15 protein-coding genes, 1 tRNA gene and 1 pseudogene are annotated in these 18583 nt (G+C 65.2%); 13 read left to right on the top strand and 4 right to left on the bottom strand.

Annotated features, from left to right (window positions below):
• Nucleotides 1-387 precede the first annotated feature (387 nt).
• The 4 genes and pseudogenes from abc-f to LOZ83_RS01755 all read left to right on the top strand — a co-directional run bounded on the left by abc-f (nucleotide 388) and on the right by LOZ83_RS01755 (nucleotide 5643).
• On the top strand, nucleotides 388-2007 hold the full coding sequence (gene abc-f, locus LOZ83_RS01765) for a ribosomal protection-like ABC-F family protein (protein WP_236789399.1): 1620 nt from the start codon (nucleotides 388-390) through the stop codon (nucleotides 2005-2007).
• 352 nt (nucleotides 2008-2359) lie between these two features.
• Entirely contained in the window at nucleotides 2360-5209 is a 2850-nt protein-coding gene (locus LOZ83_RS01760) for a S8 family serine peptidase (RefSeq protein ID WP_236788142.1), read from the top strand.
• 18 nt (nucleotides 5210-5227) lie between these two features.
• Nucleotides 5228-5507: pseudogene (locus LOZ83_RS40705) on the top strand (hypothetical protein); the annotation flags it as partial.
• Between the two features lie 62 nt (nucleotides 5508-5569).
• Nucleotides 5570-5643 (top strand) — tRNA-Pro (locus LOZ83_RS01755).
• A gap of 120 nt (nucleotides 5644-5763) precedes the next feature.
• Here LOZ83_RS01755 and xerC read toward each other — a convergent pair.
• Complete coding sequence (gene xerC / locus LOZ83_RS01750) at nucleotides 5764-6936, bottom strand: tyrosine recombinase XerC (protein ID WP_236788140.1); 1173 nt, start codon at nucleotides 6934-6936, stop codon at nucleotides 5764-5766.
• A gap of 10 nt (nucleotides 6937-6946) precedes the next feature.
• Nucleotides 6947-7432, bottom strand: a complete 486-nt coding sequence (locus LOZ83_RS01745) for a hypothetical protein (RefSeq protein WP_236788138.1) — start codon at nucleotides 7430-7432, stop codon at nucleotides 6947-6949.
• A gap of 284 nt (nucleotides 7433-7716) precedes the next feature.
• Between LOZ83_RS01745 and LOZ83_RS40700 the strand changes: the two genes are divergently transcribed.
• Nucleotides 7717-7947 carry a helix-turn-helix domain-containing protein gene (locus LOZ83_RS40700; RefSeq protein WP_374202605.1) on the top strand — a complete coding sequence of 77 codons (231 nt, stop codon included), beginning with the start codon at nucleotides 7717-7719 and terminating at the stop codon, nucleotides 7945-7947.
• 481 nt (nucleotides 7948-8428) lie between these two features.
• Here the strand turns inward: LOZ83_RS40700 and LOZ83_RS01740 are convergent, their stop codons facing one another.
• Nucleotides 8429-9181, bottom strand: a complete 753-nt coding sequence (locus LOZ83_RS01740; protein WP_236788136.1) for a hypothetical protein — start codon at nucleotides 9179-9181, stop codon at nucleotides 8429-8431.
• A 970-nt stretch (nucleotides 9182-10151) separates the two neighbouring features.
• Between LOZ83_RS01740 and LOZ83_RS01735 the strand changes: the two genes are divergently transcribed.
• From LOZ83_RS01735 to LOZ83_RS01700, 8 genes are all read left to right on the top strand, one after another.
• Nucleotides 10152-10574 (top strand): hypothetical protein, encoded by a 423-nt coding sequence (locus LOZ83_RS01735; protein ID WP_236788134.1) that lies wholly within the window; start codon nucleotides 10152-10154, stop codon nucleotides 10572-10574.
• A gap of 718 nt (nucleotides 10575-11292) precedes the next feature.
• On the top strand, nucleotides 11293-11685 hold the full coding sequence (locus LOZ83_RS01730; RefSeq protein ID WP_236788132.1) for a hypothetical protein: 393 nt from the start codon (nucleotides 11293-11295) through the stop codon (nucleotides 11683-11685).
• Nucleotides 11686-12059: 374 nt separating this feature from the next.
• Entirely contained in the window at nucleotides 12060-13289 is a 1230-nt protein-coding gene (locus LOZ83_RS01725; RefSeq protein ID WP_236788130.1) for a helix-turn-helix domain-containing protein, read from the top strand.
• A gap of 111 nt (nucleotides 13290-13400) precedes the next feature.
• Nucleotides 13401-13787, top strand: a complete 387-nt coding sequence (locus tag LOZ83_RS01720) for a hypothetical protein (RefSeq protein ID WP_236788129.1) — start codon at nucleotides 13401-13403, stop codon at nucleotides 13785-13787.
• Between the two features lie 129 nt (nucleotides 13788-13916).
• On the top strand, nucleotides 13917-14768 hold the full coding sequence (locus LOZ83_RS01715) for a radical SAM/SPASM domain-containing protein (protein WP_236788127.1): 852 nt from the start codon (nucleotides 13917-13919) through the stop codon (nucleotides 14766-14768).
• Between the two features lie 229 nt (nucleotides 14769-14997).
• Nucleotides 14998-15615, top strand: coding sequence for a hypothetical protein (locus tag LOZ83_RS01710; protein WP_236788126.1), 618 nt, complete (start codon nucleotides 14998-15000; stop codon nucleotides 15613-15615).
• Between the two features lie 313 nt (nucleotides 15616-15928).
• Complete coding sequence (locus LOZ83_RS01705; protein WP_236788124.1) at nucleotides 15929-16765, top strand: trypsin-like serine protease; 837 nt, start codon at nucleotides 15929-15931, stop codon at nucleotides 16763-16765.
• Between the two features lie 299 nt (nucleotides 16766-17064).
• Entirely contained in the window at nucleotides 17065-17367 is a 303-nt protein-coding gene (locus tag LOZ83_RS01700; protein ID WP_236788122.1) for a hypothetical protein, read from the top strand.
• Between the two features lie 100 nt (nucleotides 17368-17467).
• Here the strand turns inward: LOZ83_RS01700 and LOZ83_RS01695 are convergent, their stop codons facing one another.
• On the bottom strand, nucleotides 17468-18106 hold the full coding sequence (locus LOZ83_RS01695) for a bifunctional 2-polyprenyl-6-hydroxyphenol methylase/3-demethylubiquinol 3-O-methyltransferase UbiG (RefSeq protein ID WP_236788120.1): 639 nt from the start codon (nucleotides 18104-18106) through the stop codon (nucleotides 17468-17470).
• Nucleotides 18107-18583 lie beyond the last annotated feature (477 nt).

Raw genomic sequence — 18583 nt, 5'->3', positions numbered from 1 at the left:
CGCTATGTCGTGACCGGAGCAGGCACGGCCGCGATCGGAAACTGTGGTATGCAACGATTTCTGGAACGCCAAGACGATCTCGCCCGCTGTCGACCACGAACGCGAGCGTTGTCATGGAGTCCTATGTGTACCTGGCGTTGATCACCGGTGAGGAGCCCGACGCCGAACGGGCTACGCGGGTGATCCATGCCCGGCTACCGGATCGGCAAGGTAGCATCGACTGGAGCGAGTGAACGGAACGAGGAGACGACTGTGGAAGGTGACCTCGACATCTCCGGATAGACCGGATGATGATCGGCCGCTGCCGGGTGCGTGAGCCTGCAGCGGCCATGCCGTCGTTCCCTGTTCCTTCGCGCGAACGCGCGCCACACTCGAAGGCTTTTTCGCATGTCCGACGCATTCATCGTCTGTTCTGACCTGTCCTTTTCCTGGCCCGACGACACGGTCGTCTTCCAGGATCTGTCCTGCACCATCGGCGGAGGCCGCACCGGTCTCGTCGCGCCCAACGGCGCCGGCAAGAGCACGCTGCTCAAGCTCATCGCCGGCGCACTGCGTCCCGGCGGCGGCAGCGTGTCCGTCGACGGGCTGCTCGGCTATCTCCCGCAGACCCTGCCGCTGGCGGGGGACCTCACCGTCGCCAAAGTGCTCGGCATTGCCCCAGTGATCAAGGCGCTCGCCGCGATCGAGGCCGGCGACGCGCGCGAGGAGCACTTCACCACCATCGGCACCGACTGGGACATCGAGGAGCGTACCCGAGCCCAACTGGATCGCCTTGGCCTTGGCGATCTGTCGTTCGATCGTCCTTTATGGACGTTGAGCGGAGGGCAGATCGTGTCGCTCGGCCTGGCCGCGCAATTGCTGAAGCGGCCCGACGTGCTGCTGCTCGACGAGCCGACCAACAACCTCGATCTCGACGCGCGGCGCAAGCTCTACCGCGTGCTCGAGGACTGGAACGGCTGCCTGCTGCTGGTCAGCCACGACCGGGCGCTACTCGACCGGATGGACCGCATCGCTGAACTCGGTCGCGGCGAATTGCGGTTCTACGGCGGCAATTTCGCTGAATACGAGCAAGCCGTCCGTGTCGAGCAGGAAGTCGCCGAGAAGAACGTCCGCAACGCCGAACAGGAGGTCAAGCGCGAAAAGCGCGAGATGCAACAGGCGCGTGAACGGGCTGCGCGGCGCGCGAGCAACGCCGCTCGGAACATCGGCAACGCCGGATTGCCCAAAATCCTTGCCGGGGCGAGAAAACGCAACGCACAGGAATCCTCGGGCAAAGCGAACGAGACGCACACCGCCCGTGTCGACGACGCGAAGGCGAAGCTCGATCAGGCCGAGCGGGCACTGCGGGAGGACCAGAAGGTCGTGCTCGTGCTGCCCGGAACACAGGTGCCCGCCGGACGCATGGTCTTCCTCGGCGAGCGGATGCAGGTCGGGTACGACTCGCGGCCCGTCTTCGCCGGCGACGGGATCGACCTGGCGATCCGCGGGCCCGAACGGATCGCCCTGACCGGTCCGAACGGTGCCGGCAAATCGACGTTGCTACGCCTGATCGCCGGCGACCTTTCGCCGGAAGCGGGGGAGCCCACGCGTGTCGCGGGCCGAGTCGCGTATCTGTCGCAGCGACTGGACCTGCTCGACCTGGACCGGACCGTGGCGGAGAACCTGGCCGCGTTCGCGCCGGACATGCCGGAGGCGCAGCGGCTGAACCTGCTGGCCCGTTTCCTGTTCCGGGGCAACAGGATGCACCTGCCGGTCGGCGTCCTCTCCGGCGGCGAACGCCTGCGCGCGACGCTCGCGTGCGTGCTCAATGCCGAACCGTCGCCGCAGTTGTTGCTGCTGGACGAGCCGACGAACAACCTCGATCTGGTCAGCGTCGGGCAGCTCGAGGCTGCGCTGAACGCGTACCAGGGCGCGTTCGTCGTGGTCAGCCACGACGAACGGTTTCTGGCGGAGATCAAGGTGGACCGCCGGCTGCGCCTCGAGAACGGTCGCCTAAGGGAGGTCTGAGCCTCAAGACCTTCGCCACGCCGGAGGAGGATGGCAGGTTCGCGCAGTCGCGTCACTGGTCGAACCACTTCGATTGGTTCGGCCAATCGACTCGACTGTGCGGACCTGTTGGTGCCAAAGCGTCAGGCGTTGCACCGAACGGCCTACGAGCTCTGCTGCTTGCCGGAAAATATCTTCCCCAAGTCACCCGTACGGCCGCTGCGGTGAGATATCCACAAGCCTTTACCTTTCCTGAGCCGGTGATCGAACCGGCATGGCTCAGCGTGTGTCGGGGCACGTGCCTGAGGATGAAGGGACGCTCGTGAATCCACACCGTTCCAGCAGAAGATCCAGATCCACGGTACTGGCCTGTGTGGCGGCAATAGCCGCCGCGCTCGGCCTGGCCGCACCGGCCACGGCGGCCGCCGCACAGGCCGGCGATCCGACCGCGAACGCACTGCGGCAGATCGCGACCCTGCAGGCGATCAAGGCCGGTTCGACCAAGACCGAGTCCAAAGTAGACAGCAACCTCCTGGTGCAGGAGAAGCTCCAGGGCGGCAAGCTGAACGCCTCGGCCCTGCCCGCGCTGCGGAAGAACGCCGGCAGCACCGCACTCGTGGACATCCGCGTCACCAAGGTGTCCGGCGACCTCATCACCGCGCTCACCAAGGCCGGCGCCGGGGTGCGCGCGGTGTCCGACCGGTACTCGAGCATCCGCGCCGACGTGCCACTTGCCGCGCTCACCGCGATCGCCGCGCGGTCCGACGTCAAGCGGGTCGAAGCCGCGGACGGAGCGATGACTCAGCGGGAGCCGGCCGTACCGGGCACGACCACCCCGGCCGAGACCAAGCAGCAGAAGGCAGCCCGCATCCAGCAGGAGCTCCAGCAGGCCGTCACGGCCAAGACGCAGGCCCGCACACAGGTCGCCGCGTCGGCGGTCACCAGCGAGGGCGACCGCGCGCACAACGCCGACGCCGCGCGCCAGCAGTTCGGCGTCACCGGCGTCGGGGTGAAGGTGTGCGCGCTGTCCGACGGCGTCGACTCCCTCGCCGTCTCGCAGGCGGCGGGCGAGCTGCCGGCGGTCGACGTCGTTGCCGGGCAGGAAGGCGCCGGCGATGAGGGCACAGCGATGCTCGAGATCATCCATGACCTCGCGCCCGGCGCCGCGCTCGGTTTCGCCTCGGCGTTCAACTCCGACGCCAGTTTCGCCGACAACATCCGGACACTGCGCTTCGAACGGCACTGCGACGTGATCGTCGACGACGTCATCTATTTCAAGGAATCGCCGTTCCAGGACTGGATCATCGCGCAGTCGGTCAACGACGTGACCGCCGACGGCGCCCTGTACTTCTCCTCGGCCGGCAATGAAGGAAGCGTCGCGGACGGCACTGCCGCGCACTGGGAAGGCGACTTCGTCGACTCGGGCCAGCGGGTGGGCAAGTTCGCCGGCACCGCGCACAACTTCGCCGGTTCGTCCGGCACCCAGATCTTCGAACCCATCTCGGACGCCTCGTCGGCGGGCATCCCGGTGACGCTGCACTGGTCCGATCCACTGGGCGCCGCGTCCGACGACTACGACCTGTACCTGTTCGACTCGGCAGGGTCCATTGTGGCCTTCAGCCAGGACGTGCAGGACGGCACCCAGGATCCGTACGAGTTCCTTGCCACGTCACCGTTCGGCGGCAGCGGCTTGCGGCTCGCGATCGTCAAGTACTCGGGCGCGAACCGGTACCTTTCGCTTTCAGCCCTGCGTGGCAGGTTCTCCGACTCGGCGGACGGGCTCAAGGCCTACAACACTCCCGGAGTGACGGTGGGACACTCCGCGGCGCGCGACGCCTTCAGCGTGGCGGCGGCACCGGCCGCGGCGGCCTTCGGGCGTGCTCTCGAACCGGGTGACCCGCCGAACCCCGCCGGTCCGTACCCCGGCTCGTTCTCGGCCGCGACCAAGGCGGAACGGTTCAGCTCGGATGGTCCGCGGCGGGTGTTCTATCAGGCCGACGGAACCCCGATCACGCCAGGGAACGTGTCCTCGACCGGTGGTGAGGTCCGCGCGAAGCCGGACCTCACGGCGGCCGACGGCGTGTCCACGAGCGTGACCGGGTTCAGCCCGTTCTTCGGGACCTCGGCGGCGGCCCCGCACGCGGCCGCGATCGCCGCACTGGTGGTGTCCGGCAATCCCGGACTGTCTACAACGGACGTTCATGAGGCGCTGCTGAATACCGCGGTGGACATCGAGGCACCGGGCCAGGACAATCTGACCGGGCATGGAATCCTGTTGGCGGACAAGGTACTCGCCTACACCGGCGCCAGCCCGCAGCCGCTGGTGACCGCGCAGGAGCCGTCGATCGTGCCGCGCGACGGCGGCGCCGGGCTCGACCCGGGTGATGTCGCGACCGTGCGGCTGCCGGTGCACAACGACGGCGACGGCACCGCGGTGTCCACCAGCGTCGTGCTGACCAGCCCGACGCCGGGGGTCACGATCGCGCCGCGGTCGAAGTCCTACGGCACGATCAGTCCCGGCCAGACCGGGATCAACGAGTTCACGCTGACCGTGCCGGCGACGCAGGAACTCGGCCAGCCGGTCGTGCTCGACGCGAAGGTCACGTTCGCCGGCGCCTACTCGCCGTCCACGACGTCGTTCTCGGTGCCGGTGGGCACCCCGTCGCCGGTGGTGCGGGACTTCGCCTACACCGGTCCGCCGGTGGCGATCCCGGACAACAGCCCGATCGGCGCCTCGGTGCCGATCACGGTCAGCGGGGTGGGCCGGGCGTCGCGGGTGACGTTCTCGGTGGACGGCACGGCGTGCAGCACGGATGCCGCGTCGACGACGGTGGGGCTCAACCACTCGTATGTCGGTGACCTGGTCGGCACGCTGACGTCGCCGACCGGGCTCAGCGCGACGGTGTTCCAGCGCAACGGCGCCAGCGGGCACAACATGTGCCAGGTCGTGTTCGACGACAGTGCGTCGACGCCGATCACGTCGGCGTTCGGCACGGCGGCGCCGTTCACCGGAACGTGGCGGCCGATCAGCCCGCTCGGGGCGCTGACGGGTGCCCCGGCGGACGGCATGTGGACGTTCAAGGTGGCCGATGTGGCGGGCGCGGACACCGGTTCGATCCGGGCGGTTTCCTTGCACATCAACGGGTACGTGCAGCCGACAGCGGCGGCGAGCCCGGCGGGCGTGCGGCCGGTGATCGTCAACGGACCGGTACGCCCGGTGTGACCCGGCAGGGTGGGGTCGCTCCGGCGACCCCACCCGCCGATCCGCATCGCGGACAGTGGTGAGAAGCGGACGCTCTGCACCAGCACTGCGTGACCGTCGGTCGGGACCCGAAGGAGATCATGCTCGTCGAGCCACGCCCGGCCCGGATCACGACTATGCCAAGGTCGTTCCGGATGCCGCCGAGCTCGGTGAGAAAGGCCTCGACCTGGCGATTGTCCTCCTGCCGCCGCCCCACACCCCGCAGCGCTCGAGCCACCGCCGGCGGCGCCGACCCCGCCGGCCGGGTGACCCCAGCTGAGAGCCGCTTGCCCGGACCCCGTAAGCTGGTCGTCATCACCCCATACGCGGGGTGATGACGACCGGGACGTGGCGCAGCTTGGTAGCGCACTTGACTGGGGGTCAAGGGGTCGCAGGTTCAAATCCTGTCGTCCCGACGGTCGGCGGACTGAGAAAGTCCAGGTCAGGGCCTTGTTCTTACTTCGGTGAGACGGGGCCCTGACTCTTGTCCGGGACCTGTCGTCTCACATTTTCTCACGAACGCTTGTACTGTTAAATCAGCCTAGGAGCGCGTCGAGCTGGTCGGCGGCATCCTGGAGGTGCTCCACGTTGGGGTGGATGTAGACGCGCTTGGTGAAGCTGAGATCCGCATGGCCTGCCCAGGCACTTACGATGACGTCAGGCACCCCAGACGTTGCGAGGTACGTCAGGCAAGCGTGCCGGGCGTCGTACGGCCGGACCTTCCGCACCTTCGCAGTGGCCATGAGCTTGTAGGTCTCCCGACGCAGCTTGTCGGTCTTCCAGGGCATGCCCTGTTCGTCGACCAGCACGTACCCGGAGGCAACGTACGCCGACCCAGCGGCGAGCTTCTCGTCCGCCTGGCGGGCCTTCAGGGCCTTCAGGGCGGTGACTACGGGGCCAGGTAGGGGCAAGGTACGCTTGCCCTTTTCCGACTTGGGCCCCTTCTCCTCGACCTCGCCCTCCACGATGGTCCGGGTGTTCTCCACGCGGATCGTCTTGGCTTCCAGGTCGACGTCGGCGGCCCAGCGCAGCCCGCAAACCTCGGCGGGCCGCATACCCAGCAGCGACAGCAGCATCAGCACGTGCAACCTGTCCGCGCGGGTCGCGGCCACGAAGGTCTTCACCTCGTCCGCGTTCCACGGGATCCTCTTAGCCTTTGCCGCCGCGGCCCTCCTGCGCGCTTCCCGCGGGATCTTGGTGTACTGCGCGACGTTGCGCACCACCAACTTGCGCCGCACGGCCACGTTGAGGGCGGAACGGAGTCGGCCGAGCGTCAGCTCGACCGACCGGACGCCCAGCCCAGTGCCGACCTTGCCACCCCGTTTGCGACCGGAGGTCAGCATCCAGCTCACCAGCCCGTCAATGTGCTCCTCGTCGAGTTGCTGCAACTGCCGGTCACCGAGACGCTCCCGCACGGGCAGGAGCGCGTCGGCGTAGTTGGCGGCGGTGCCTTTCTCCACGTCAATCGTGGCTGACTTGAGCCAGGTGTCCAGCCAGTCCGAGACGGTGATCTTGGCCGGTGCGACCAATGTTCCGTCGTCGGTTTCGTGCCTGATCCTGGAGTACTCGGCGCGGGCCTCCTTCTTGGAATCATAGGTCCTGGTCAGCTGTCGACGCCTGCCCGTCGTGGGATCGGCGCCTATGTCGACGACGAATCGGTATCGTACATCGCCATTCTTTAGTTGGATCTTTTTGATCGGCTCGCCCATTTGACCTCCTTCACGTGTCATTGTTCCTCTGGTTCGGCGCCTGGTCGATGACGCCGTTTCGAGCGAGTTCCGCTCGAAGTTCTGCGACTAGATGGCGAGTAATATGGCCGCGATGAGCTTGTCTCCGGCGTGAATCCACTCCCTGGTATGCTGATGCCCGTACATCGCGCTCCTCGGTCAACGGGTGATCCCACAAGGTGTAGGCAGCATCCAAAACAGCCCTCAGCGGTATTCCGAGTTGGGTGGCGACTCGCGCGTCAACCTCGATCGCTCCCGGCTGTAGCGCAGCATCGACGGCTGACGCATTATCCTGGTCGTGGGTGATAGTTTGTTGTTTGTTTCTCGGTGTGGAATCGCTTAGGTCGGCTCGCTTGTGATCGCCGCGGAGTACCTTTCTCAAGAAGCTGCGGGAAAGGACGGCGGTGTCGCTCATCTGAATTTCACCATCGCCGGCTATCAGTTCTACGGGATCTACATTTAGTGCGATGGCTAACATGAGTGTGTCCCTGAGGTCCAGGTCGAGGCGATTGCCCGCTTCGCGTGCTGTGTAGCTACTTCGACTCCAGTTCAACCCGTTCGCGCGGAGGAGGCGGGCGAGTTCCTCGTGCGTCATCCCATACTCTTGGCGGATACGTCGCAGATTCTCGCCCACTGCCTCGCTGAGTGTCTGGGGTCTTGCCACCGCGCTAGTCTGCCATATCGTTTGTTCGCTTGACAACCCAACCAACCTGCGACACGATCAAGTCGTTGGGTCGCCATCCGAACATACGAGGGGGGTGGATGGTGTTGACCGAGCAGGACGCCAGCAGGCTACGTCAATGGCGCCAGTCTCGTGGCTTGACGCTTCGAGACGTCGCCGATCTGTGCGGCCTTGACCCTACCTATCTGAGCCGGGTCGAGCGGCGACAGCGAGAGCTGGGGCCAATGCAGAAGGTTGCCTTGGCTCGCCGCCTGGGTGTAAGGATCAGCGACCTTTTTGACGTCGAGCCAGTTCTTGATCGAGCATCATGATGGCCTCCCCAGCCGATCCTGGTGCTGACCAAGGTCCCACATTGGCCGAGATCGCGAACTGGCCGGCCACGGTGGGTGTGCCGCATGCGGCCGCCGCATTCGGTATCTCGACGAGTTGGGCTCACGACCTTATCGGGCGCAACGAATTCCCCGCCAAGGTCATTATGATCGGAGGACGGAGGCGCGTAGTTACCGCGTCGATAATTCGCGCTCTATCGGTGGATTTACCATGAGGCGCACCTCGCGATGCCTGCAGACTCAATGTCCCGTCGAGACGTGCATGCTGCGGCGAGCACTGCCGGTATTAGCTCCTATTCTAAGGCGACGGCGATAAGCTGAATGCTCGCCAAATTCCAATCTTGGTGTCGCCGCGTGGGAAACTGTCGGCCAAGTTTTGGTTCCGGCCGCCGTCCAAATCAAGCGGGTGCTCGTGCACCTTGCGTCGCGATAGGCGGCCCTGCACCCGGTGTAGCGTTGGTAATCAAATCTGGGGAATTATCCCAATCTCGTGTGATTTCATCATACGAGGCAATCGTGGGCTTGCGATGGAAAGAGGTGGATAAATCTTTCCTCCCATGAGTCTCGCGTACATGATTGCGAATGCAGTCAATTCTACGGTCAGCATCGAAATGAGGAGATTTTCTGGCGAATCTGCGCGACTTGTGATGATGTACAAGCTTGCAATCCCGTGGCTGTCGGCATCGAAGAGCTGCCATGGTGTGAACTCCGGTTTCGCAGGCGGATCACCGGGTTTGTTTCGTGCAGATGCTGCAACGCATGCAGCGGCAGTGTCGTCAAGTACTTCTTGTAAATGATCGTCGAGTCCTTCAAATATCGTTCCTCTGTGATCGTGAGGTGTTTTAAGGAGGCTGCCGAGAAGTTTAGCTTGAGTGTTGGATCCTGAGTCTGCAAGTATCCTCACGGGTTCTTCACTCTGGGTCGCTGCCCATTCTTGGACTTTTAATAGGGTTTCGTCCTTGTTTATCGCCGCAAGAATTAGGTGACGCATTGCGTCTGCTAGCTGGATTAGCGTTGCATTGTGATATTGGCGACGAGTCCTTCGGAAGCCTTTTGTCAATTCATGCGAAATTCTCGCCGCCGCCGCTGCTCCACGCGCGGTGCGGAGAGGATTCCACCAGAAGGTCGAACGATCGGGGATGGCTCCCTCTAGGTCGAACGCGAATACAGAGCCGAGCTGAGTCCGGGCCTCCCGGGTCTTGTGGAAGGTTGCCACGTCAGTCACGGCAATCACGGGTCCGGGTGCGCTAGACAAGCGATCCGCGGTTAATTGGTTGCCTGGCTGAACTCGTAACGGCTCGTCATTGGGTGAACTCAACGTGTAAAACTCCCCTCGGCGCGCATGCTTCTCGCGAGGGGTTGGAAGCGATGTTAGCGGAAACGATCAACGATATAAAGTGACGGCCTCGACGACCTGTAGGGCCCCCACCAAACTGCGCCAGCTCGGAGCGACCTGGTTGAAGCGGGAGTCCGTTGGAAGCACGGCCTCGGCGTGCCACGCTTCACGGAGACCGACGGTGCGTGTGTCGGGCAGGAGCCCGCCGCGAACAGCTCAACTCCGGACCTCGGACAGCGCTGGCGTGCATCCACGACCTGACCGCGAGCCGCGTCGCAGTGATTGCCCGGACCGCCAAATGTCGCCGTCGCGGACACGGGTGTTGCTTCCGCGGGCACGCGCTCTTCGGTCACGCTGGCCCCGTCGACGCCGGCTCGTGGCGTCACCGATATGCATGCTCAGCGACGCTGCCACCTGCTGTCGACCGGCACGCGACCGCCATCGCGACTGGGGCCACCGCACGGCGGAAGCAATTCGGCATTGCCGAAGAGTTCTGCCGTCCGCGGTGGTCGTTTGAACCGCGGAGCTGCCGGTTTGCTTACCGGCAGCTCCGCTGACAATTGCGACTACGTCAACCTTAGATCAAACCGGTTTGGCAGAGGCGCCTCCTCCGTCGAGCACGGGCGTGCTCTATTTTCGTGTCGCGTGTGGACACGGCGTGGCCGGTCAGCGTCTGGCTGCGGGCAAACGTTTCCGCGTCACCGACGCCGCACGAGTCGTTGCTCTCCCGCGCGGTGGTCGGCCTCCAACGTCGTTTGTTCGACGGTTGCGCCCCCCTTATCGTCTAAGGTCCTGCCTAGTGGTTCACATATCTCACCAATTTCCGCGCCGCGGCCGCTATGGTAGGTTCATGAGTAGAAATAAAGCACCATCACCGCGGAAACGAGAGCAAGCCCGCAAGCGCGCCCTGGCACTGAAAAGGGAGGTCGACGCGGCACGGGAGCACAGAGACCAACTCGAGGCGGACCTAATCGCGGAGTTCTTGCTCAGATTTGATGAACAGAATGAGCTCAAGGCGGATCTGCAGCAGGTCCGGACGGAGATGGGCCGAGTGGTGGATCGCATGGTCGGCGGTGAGCTACGACTATCGTACAGTCGGGTCGAACGCCTACTCCGCACGAAAGAGGCCGACTTGAAACAGTTGCGGCAACTGGTTCGTGATGCCGAGAGCGAGCCACCTGCTTCGCCGGATCAACGAGACCCGCGCCGGCCCTCGTCGTCAGCAGAGGCCGGCTTCGACAGCGACCCGCAGACGCGCGACCCCGCCGCGTAACGCGTTCAGGCCTCTTGATGGTCACACGACGGTAGGCAGCATCGTTGCGCCCGGGTTGATCCGCAACAGGACCTCCCTCACCTGGGGCGCACATACAGGAAATGTTTGGAAGATCATTATCAAGCTCAACACCGTGACCTCTGCAAGCTTGAGGTGGGCCACCTTCGGCGTGCGTCTTTGGATTGGGTTGTAATGCAACAAGTGTCCGACGTGGACGCCGAAGCCCTCACGCGTATGGTGTATTCGCTGGCGGCAAGCAGTATCGCAAAATGAGTCTTCGCCTGGCGATTCGGAAGGAAGATGTCACGACCACGCCGCGCGGGTCTCGTTCGTCGCGCATGCGACGTCCCTCCAGCGGTCGGAGATTCGGCAGGAGCTGGGCGAGGGAATTGAAGGCTCGTGTCGATGAATGGGCCGACGTCATCGGGATGCCTCGCGCCGAGGTTGTCCGCACCTTGCTCACGCGGGCGCCGGACGCCGAGGACCAGACGGCCAGGGGCCGATCCATGTGGCGACAGTGGCACACACCGGGGAGCACTTCCGGTTCCGGTCGGTGCGGTCGCTGACCAAACGCGTCGGGGGCACCACGTACGAGGTGTAGCCGGGCCGCGTGGACCTGGATGCCCCATTTGGACCCGGATGACCTGCCCCGCACGGTCATGACCAAGCGGGGCACGCGCCGCGTGTTCGACATCGATGTTCCTTTGGAGGCCCTGCAATGACGTTCCCGTACAAGGAAGGTAAGGCGGTCGCGGCAATGATCCCCGGCCCGGCACTGGTCAACGGCACCGTGTCTCAGATCAAGATGCGCGCTGACAAGGGTCGCGAAGTGCTGGTCGTGTTCCCGGGAACCGAACGGTACGAGCAGTGGTATTTCGTCAGCCCCTCCGGGGGTTGTGACTATCTGCTCGACCGTCCACTTCGGCCGACAGTCAACGACGACCGCGTGACACCGAACGAGCGGTACGCGATCGAGCGCAAAGACAACGGGGTTGTCGTGACGTTCGACGGCGAGGTAATCGGCAACGGCAAGACCGAGGCTGAAGGCTGGGATATCGCGCTCCGGCACGACTATTACGCTCGGGAAGGGGGCGGCCGCGAAGGACAATGACGAGACCCGTTGGTTGCTGCGTGAGTCGGCCAGCTCGTCACGGTATCGCCGCACGGCGGATCGGTTGGCGAACCGCGCGTCGCGCATACCGTACCGACGCACGTTCCAGACGACGGCGATCCCCGCCACTAGTTCGCCGAGCATCAACGCGAGTTGGCCCTGCTACGGGTGCCGGTGTTCGTGCCGTCCTGATTGGCTCGAACCCCCTGGTCAGAGGTTGCGACCAGGGGGTTTCATCGTCCTGTCACCCGGTGGTGGACATCATCGCTTACCCTGGCAACTGCGCCTTTCCGCCCGAGAGGCAAGGCCCCCGGCCGACGGGTCGGGGGTTCTCGGGCGGATATGGGCACTCGGGCGGAACGAGAGGTGCATACATGCGCGACGACTTCCCGGCACGCGTGGACGACGGCGGAGCAACCGGACAACGCATTCGCGAAATCCGAAAGTGGCGCAAGCTGAGCCTGCGGCAGGCCGCCGAGCTGTCCGGAATCAGCTTCGGCTACCTGTCCAAGATCGAACGCGGCGAACGATCCCTGGAAAGCCGCAAAACGCGCGAAGCCCTCGCACATACACTGCGGGTATCGCCAGCGGACCTCGGCGGCGGCCCCTACGCCCCCGTGGACGCCACCAGCAACCGAGCCCACCAAGCGTTGGACCCGATCGAAGCCGTACTGACCTCGTGGCGGCCCGGCGAGATTCCGGACGAACGGCCGGCCCGCCCGTGGGAAGAGGTGGACGCGGAACTGCGCAAGCTCATCGACGAACTACGGCCGACTTCGGACTACGCCGCGATGGGCGAACTGGTGCCCGATCTGATCCTTGACCTGCTGATCTACGGCGCTGACCCGCAGTACGACGAGCATCGTGGCGATGCGCTAAAGGGGCTCATCGGCACCTACCACGCGACTGGACGCGTCACGGCGGCGCTCGGATCGGCCCACCTGTCCTACCTGATGACGGACCGCGTGCAACAGACCGCGGAACTGCTGGAAGATCCAGAATGGCTCGGCATCGCGACGTGGACACGGGCGCACTACATCGCGTCGCGGTCCCGGGGCCGGCAGTACCAAATTGCCGTCCAGGCGGCCGAAATGGCTGGTTCGCGGCTGGAGTCACGCGGCATGGGTCATCTGACCGCAGCCCTGGCGAAGGCCGCGCAAGGCGACGCAGACGCCGCTCGCACACACCTAGCCGAAGCGGACGCGATGGCCGCCAAGATTGGCGAGCTGTCCACGTGGGGCGAAGGGACGATGAACTTCGGCCAAGCCAACGTCGGCATTTGGAAGGTCAGCCTCGGCGTCGAGCTGGGGCGCGGACCGGGCGTTGCGGAGGTTGCCAAGAACGTCACGTGGCAGGCGGCCCCTACGTCGCGCCAGGGGGCCTATTGGATGGATCTGGGCCGTGGGCTTATCCAGGGTAAGCAGACCCGTGAGCAGGGTCTACGGGCGTTGCTGCAAGCCGAGGAACTGACTCCGCAGCAGGTGCGGAACAACCAGTTCGTTCGGGACGCCGTGACATCGATGATGACTGTGGCTCGCCGGGATGCCGGTGGTCCTGACCTGCGAGGACTTGCCTGGCGAATAGGTGTTGCTCCGATCGGGTGAAACGGGGCAGGTGTGTCCTCTCGGGACACGGCGCCCCCTGACCTCGGGCATACGTTCGGCCTACCCGGACACAGGAGGTCAACGTATGCGCACCGAGCGCGGTGATTCGCCGTGAGTAGCCTGCTGACCAGCGGTATCCCGCTTGTCGGCGGTACCGGTATTCCGATCCTGGGCCAGACCAACGTTCCGATTCTGGGCCACCAATGGGAACCCGACCCCGAGGCGTACATGGACGCCGCCGCGATGGCCGTTGCTGCTTCGCACGGGTTCGTCTACAGCGGAGCGACACCCGACAAGTCGGAGGTCTACGCCCGTCGCTTCACTGGTCACTTCGTGGACATGATGTCGCTGGTGACCGCTGGCGGCAAGGCATCGGCCTGCTGCCGATACGAACGCCGCGGGTTTCCCTGGCCGCCAGGCGAATGGCCTGAGCCGGGAAGGATCGTGACCGGCTCGCTGCGCGACGTTGTGCGGCAAGTTCTGGAATGGCCTGCCTGAGTCCCCCCCGCTTCCGGCTGGGGGCACGGGGGTGGCCCCGAACGCACGTGCTCTCGGCCGGGTCCATCCTCCGCGCGCCTGCGTGGTGGCATCCGAAAGAACTACCCCTACTACCGATTGGGTAACTGCATGACTGCCGTACTGGAACCGTCGTCGCCTCCTACAGGGGTGTCGTTCCTGTGGCTGGAGATCACCGGCAAGTGTCAGCTCGAGTGCGGGCACTGCTACGCCGACAGCTCACCGGCTGGTCACCACGGGTCGATGAGCCTGGATGACTGGACACGGGTGATCGACCAAGCGGCCGCGGCCGGCGTGCGCGGCGTCCAGTTCATCGGCGGCGAACCCACATTGCACCCGAACCTCGCTGACCTGGTGCTGCACGCGTTGAACAAGGACCTTGCGGTGGAGGTGTTCACGAACCTGGTGCACGTGTCCGAGGAACTGTGGGAGGTGTTCGCCCGGCCCGGTGTGAGCCTCGCGACCTCCTACTATTCCGACGATGCTGACCAGCACCAGGAGATCACGGGTCGTCCGACCTACGCGCGCACGAAGGCCAACATCGCCAAGGCCGTGACCCGAGGAATTCCGCTTCGGACTGGCGTCATCGACATGGGTGGTGACCAGCGCGCGGACGCTGCGCGGGACGAGCTGGTGCAGCTCGGCGTGCCGAAGGTCGGGTATGACCTGCTGCGCGAGATCGGCCGTGGTGTGCGCAAGGTGGGCGAGTCGGCCGCGCAGTTGTGTGGTCAGTGCGGGGACGGTGTGGCGGCGGTCCTGCCGGACGGGTCGGTCCGCCCGTGCATCATGTCTCGGTGGATGGACACCGGGAACGTACGTGAGCAGGAGCTTGTGGACACGTTGGCTGCGATGCCGGGTGCACGAGAAGCGCTGACCGCTCAAGGGATGCCGCCGCAGGGAAATTGCACCCCGTGCGGCCCGCAAGGGAACTGCTACCCGATTCACTGCCACCCAAGGGCCTGAATTGGACGCCGAACGTTCCGACGACGCCTTCCGTGCTTGGATGATGGGAAACCTCGCACGGGCGGGCAGCCACTTTGACCTGTGGCCCACCGGTGAGCCGAAGTTCGGGTGGGCGTTGCGTTCGTTGAGCACGACCGCCTGGACCCCAGGCCGACGTCTCCGGTGGTTGCGGGTGTGTTCGGAACGGACGGTATACGTCGCGGACATGCACGACTTCTGGACGGGCAACGTGGACGCCAACACGATTGCTGGAGTGGTCAAGCCGCGTGTGCTGGACTGGACGGAGTGGACGGACGACATCCGCAGCGTGCGCGCCGAGGTCATGACGCACATGACGGGGTTCCCGGTGTCGAATACCGAGGCGTTACGAGTGTGGCTGGAGTTGACCGAGTCCTGGTTCGCCAACCTGCGCGGGTCCCTGGACAAGTTGCGTACGGTGCCGACCGGACGCTTCCAGGGTCGGCCGAACCACGACAGCCGTATACGTCGCGTTTTTGGTGACGAGGTGGCCGAGGCGTTCCCCGTGCGGGCGTGGGAGACGGTGCACGGCGATCTTCATTGGAACAACGTGCTGGTCCCGGACTTTTCTTTGCTGGACTGGGAATTCTGGGGTCGTGGACCGGTCGGCACCGATCCGGCGACGTTGTATGTGTTCACGTTGCTGGTCCCGGACGTCGCTCGCCAGGTGCGGGACACGTTCGCGGACGTGCTCGATTCCTACGACGGTCATGTGGCGCTGCTGGGGGCGGCGTCGCGGATCCTGTACCGGGCGGAGCATGGTGAGAACGTCGATTTGGCCGAGCCAGTGCGCGAGCTGGTCGATGACGTATTGAAGCGCCACCGGTAGACCCCAACGAGGACACTGTGGACTTCGGTGACCTGGCGAGACCTCGGCCGTTACACCAGTGGGTGCAGTCGCAGATGCCCCGTTGGCGATCCCGCGTTGGCCGGTCAACGACCCGGACGAGCTGTAGTCCACGCCGCCCCCTCTGTGCGGACCCCCAGGCACAGGGGACGGTTCCCAGCGAGTTCCCCCCGCCCATGGGTTCCGCACGTGGGCGGGGGAACCGCGCTACGACGAAATAGCGTCCTTCAGTCCCCTTCGCATCTATTTGGATGTGAAGGCCGCAAGAGTATGCCCAAACGAAGGAAGGACGATTTTGAGGAACACCGCTATCGCCTCCGGTGCCGCATTTCTCAGCCTGGCTGGCATACTCGCGGCCAGCCCGGCGGCGGCCGCTGTGCAGCCGAACATCGTGGGCGGCAGTGAGGCCACCGGCAACACGAGTTGGATGGTGTCGCTGCAATACGACGCTCCGGCCTACGGGCGCTCCAACTACCACACCTGCGGCGGCGCACTGTTGTTCCGCTCGTGGGTGGTCACCGGCGCCCATTGTGTCAGCGACATGCCGGGCAACACCCAAAGCATCCCGACAGCCGCCAAGACATTCTCCATTCGTGTCGGCTCGAAGGACCGCACCCAGGGCGGTGAAACGGCCAAGGTGGTCAAGATCGTGGTATATCCCGGCTGGCAGTGGTCAGTCGGGGCACCGAAGCAGCCCGTGGACGACGTGGCGATGCTCCAGCTCGATCACCCGGTGAACGTCCAGCCCATTCAGCTTGCCGGGCGGGGAGCGCGCCCCGGTGACCGGGTGACGCTCTACGGCTGGGGCGCCGACCAGCCGGACGGCGATCCGTCTAACCTGCCGACGCAGCTTCAGCAGCTCGACAGCAGGGTCCTGCCCTCGGCCAAGTGTGCCGACGCGCAGCAGTCAGCCGGGGAGATCTGCACAAGCAATCCACACGGCACGGACGGACCCGGCGCGGGTGATTCCGGTGGTCCGGCCGTTGCGTTCGTCCATGGCACTCCCACGCTCGTCGGCACATGCAGCCGGGGGGCGGCGCAATACCCCGGCGAAGCGCCCACTGTCTACACCAGCTCGCCGGACTTCCGAGGTTGGCTGTACGACACAGCGCGCGGCATCGTAGCCGCCTAACGGAAAGCAGCGCATCAAGTGCAACCCGGTAGAGATCGATCCCGTGGGCCTGTAGGTCGGATCAGGGGCACGCTCCCCATCCGCGTGCCTCAACCGATCCCGGAGCCGGAGACCAAACTCCCGGATTCGTTGACACCGCAGGAGAAACGCATTCTTGCGGAGCGGGTTCTCGACCGGATTCAAAATATCGAATGACGTACGGCCCCGTGTGTCTACACAGGACACTCGGGGCCACACGTATTCTTCCCCGACAGAATGCGCGCGCAACACACGAAAACGCTGCTACGACAAGGCTTACTGTGATCTTCTTGTGGGTGGTCGTCGCCCTGCTGGGTGTGGCATTGTTCGTTGTGACCGCGCTCGGGCGCCACGTCTTCGGTGCCAGGCGGCGCAGTGTTGGCCGGTGGACTTCCCCGCCGCTCACCGGGGCACAAGGGCGCATCACCGACGAACGTCTCACGGGGATCAACGCGCAGCGGCACGCCCTCGACCCCGAGAGCACCGACCAGCTTTGCCTACCGCAGCTCGGGCGCTACGAACGCCCGGACGCCGACGACGACACGTGGAAGCCTGACCAGCCACTCAGTACGGACCACGACTAGTAGATCTCGGCGTGGGGCCGGTACGTGGTAGCAGTGAACTCGAGCCTTCGGACCAGCTCGATCACACGGTGCAGGTCGGCCAGCAGGTCGCTAACGGACATCAGTCATTGTCAATTCGGCCCCGTACCAGCATTGTCGGCCAATCCGGGAACCCCTTGCTAGCAGGCAATTCCCACGTCTCGATCTGCCGGAAGCCGTGCGTTCGCAGGAGAAACACCCACGTGTGGGGATGGAAATCCCAGCGCTCGACACTCGGGCAACTGTCCAACGTGCCGCGCCCGGTCTCCGGTGCGTGGGCGTGGCTGAACACGTACACGCCACCAGGTGCGACGCGGGCTTTCACCGCTGGCAGCAGCAGCTCCGGGTCGGTGTACCACGCGGCCCCGTACACCGAATACACGGCGTCGAACTGCTGCCCGTCGTCGTCATCAAGGAACGCGACCGCTTCGGCCTGTTCCACAGTCAGATTCGGCAGGTGCCCCCACAGATCGCGCGCAGCGGCCACCTGCACCGGGGACATGTCGATCGCGGTTACACACGCGCCCAGGGCCGCAACATGCGCGGCGTTGTCTCCCGAGCCGCAGCCGAGTTCAAGCGCGCGCTGACCAGCCCGAGGGTTCAGCACCTTCATACCCGGACTGCGGCCGAGCGTCCGTCGACCGCCCCACGTGAACCGCTTGTCGCGGTGCTTCGTGGAGTAGAGGTCCCAAGCGCCGGCCACGGATGCCTGATTCGTCATGGCGTGATCTCCCACTCTGCGGCGCGCCCAGCCGCGCCAGCGGCCGCGACTCGTGCCAATGCGAGATCGTACGCCCGCCACCGAGGACGATTGCGACCTCGTGCCCGGCGACCCGACACGCCGAGTCCGTGTCCGGAAGCGAGCCCGCCGGCGACCCGCTTGCACCGGAGATTGTCCACGTCGTCACGGTCCTGCTCAGTCGGTGCAGGGGCTGGCCCTCGGACATCGTGGTGTGCCAGCGTTGCCACGTGCCTGCACCAGCTCAGTGGCAAGGAACCGCGTCTGGGTGGCCGCCCGCCCAGGAGCGTGCTCGACCTGATGTAGGGAAGGCCGAGGCCCGGTCGTTGACGATGTCGCGGGACTGGCTGGCTGATCCTGTCGCTATCACCGTGGCCATGGATGCCGGGCGGCACGAGCCGCTGTAGTTCAGGGGCGTCGCGCCGAGGTCTCCGCACCATGAGACCCGTGGCGGAGCGC

The sequence above is a fragment of the Amycolatopsis sp. GM8 genome, from assembly GCF_021653975.1.
Taxonomy (GTDB): Bacteria; Actinomycetota; Actinomycetes; order Mycobacteriales; family Pseudonocardiaceae; genus Amycolatopsis_E.
This window is presented reverse-complemented; position numbering and strand designations above follow the sequence as displayed.

What these genes read in the sequence shown, in the direction of transcription:
- abc-f (WP_236789399.1), top strand. Translation starts at nt 388, where the DNA reads ATGTCCGACGCATTCATCGTCTGTTCTGACCTGTCCTTTTCCTGGCCC.
- xerC (WP_236788140.1), bottom strand. Translation starts at nt 6,936, where the DNA reads ATGGGCGAGCCGATCAAAAAGATCCAACTAAAGAATGGCGATGTACGA.
- LOZ83_RS01745 (WP_236788138.1), bottom strand. Translation starts at nt 7,432, where the DNA reads ATGTTAGCCATCGCACTAAATGTAGATCCCGTAGAACTGATAGCCGGC.
- LOZ83_RS40700 (WP_374202605.1), top strand. Translation starts at nt 7,717, where the DNA reads ATGGTGTTGACCGAGCAGGACGCCAGCAGGCTACGTCAATGGCGCCAG.
- LOZ83_RS01735 (WP_236788134.1), top strand. Translation starts at nt 10,152, where the DNA reads ATGAGTAGAAATAAAGCACCATCACCGCGGAAACGAGAGCAAGCCCGC.
- LOZ83_RS01730 (WP_236788132.1), top strand. Translation starts at nt 11,293, where the DNA reads ATGACGTTCCCGTACAAGGAAGGTAAGGCGGTCGCGGCAATGATCCCC.
- LOZ83_RS01725 (WP_236788130.1), top strand. Translation starts at nt 12,060, where the DNA reads ATGCGCGACGACTTCCCGGCACGCGTGGACGACGGCGGAGCAACCGGA.
- LOZ83_RS01715 (WP_236788127.1), top strand. Translation starts at nt 13,917, where the DNA reads ATGACTGCCGTACTGGAACCGTCGTCGCCTCCTACAGGGGTGTCGTTC.
- LOZ83_RS01695 (WP_236788120.1), bottom strand. Translation starts at nt 18,106, where the DNA reads ATGACGAATCAGGCATCCGTGGCCGGCGCTTGGGACCTCTACTCCACG.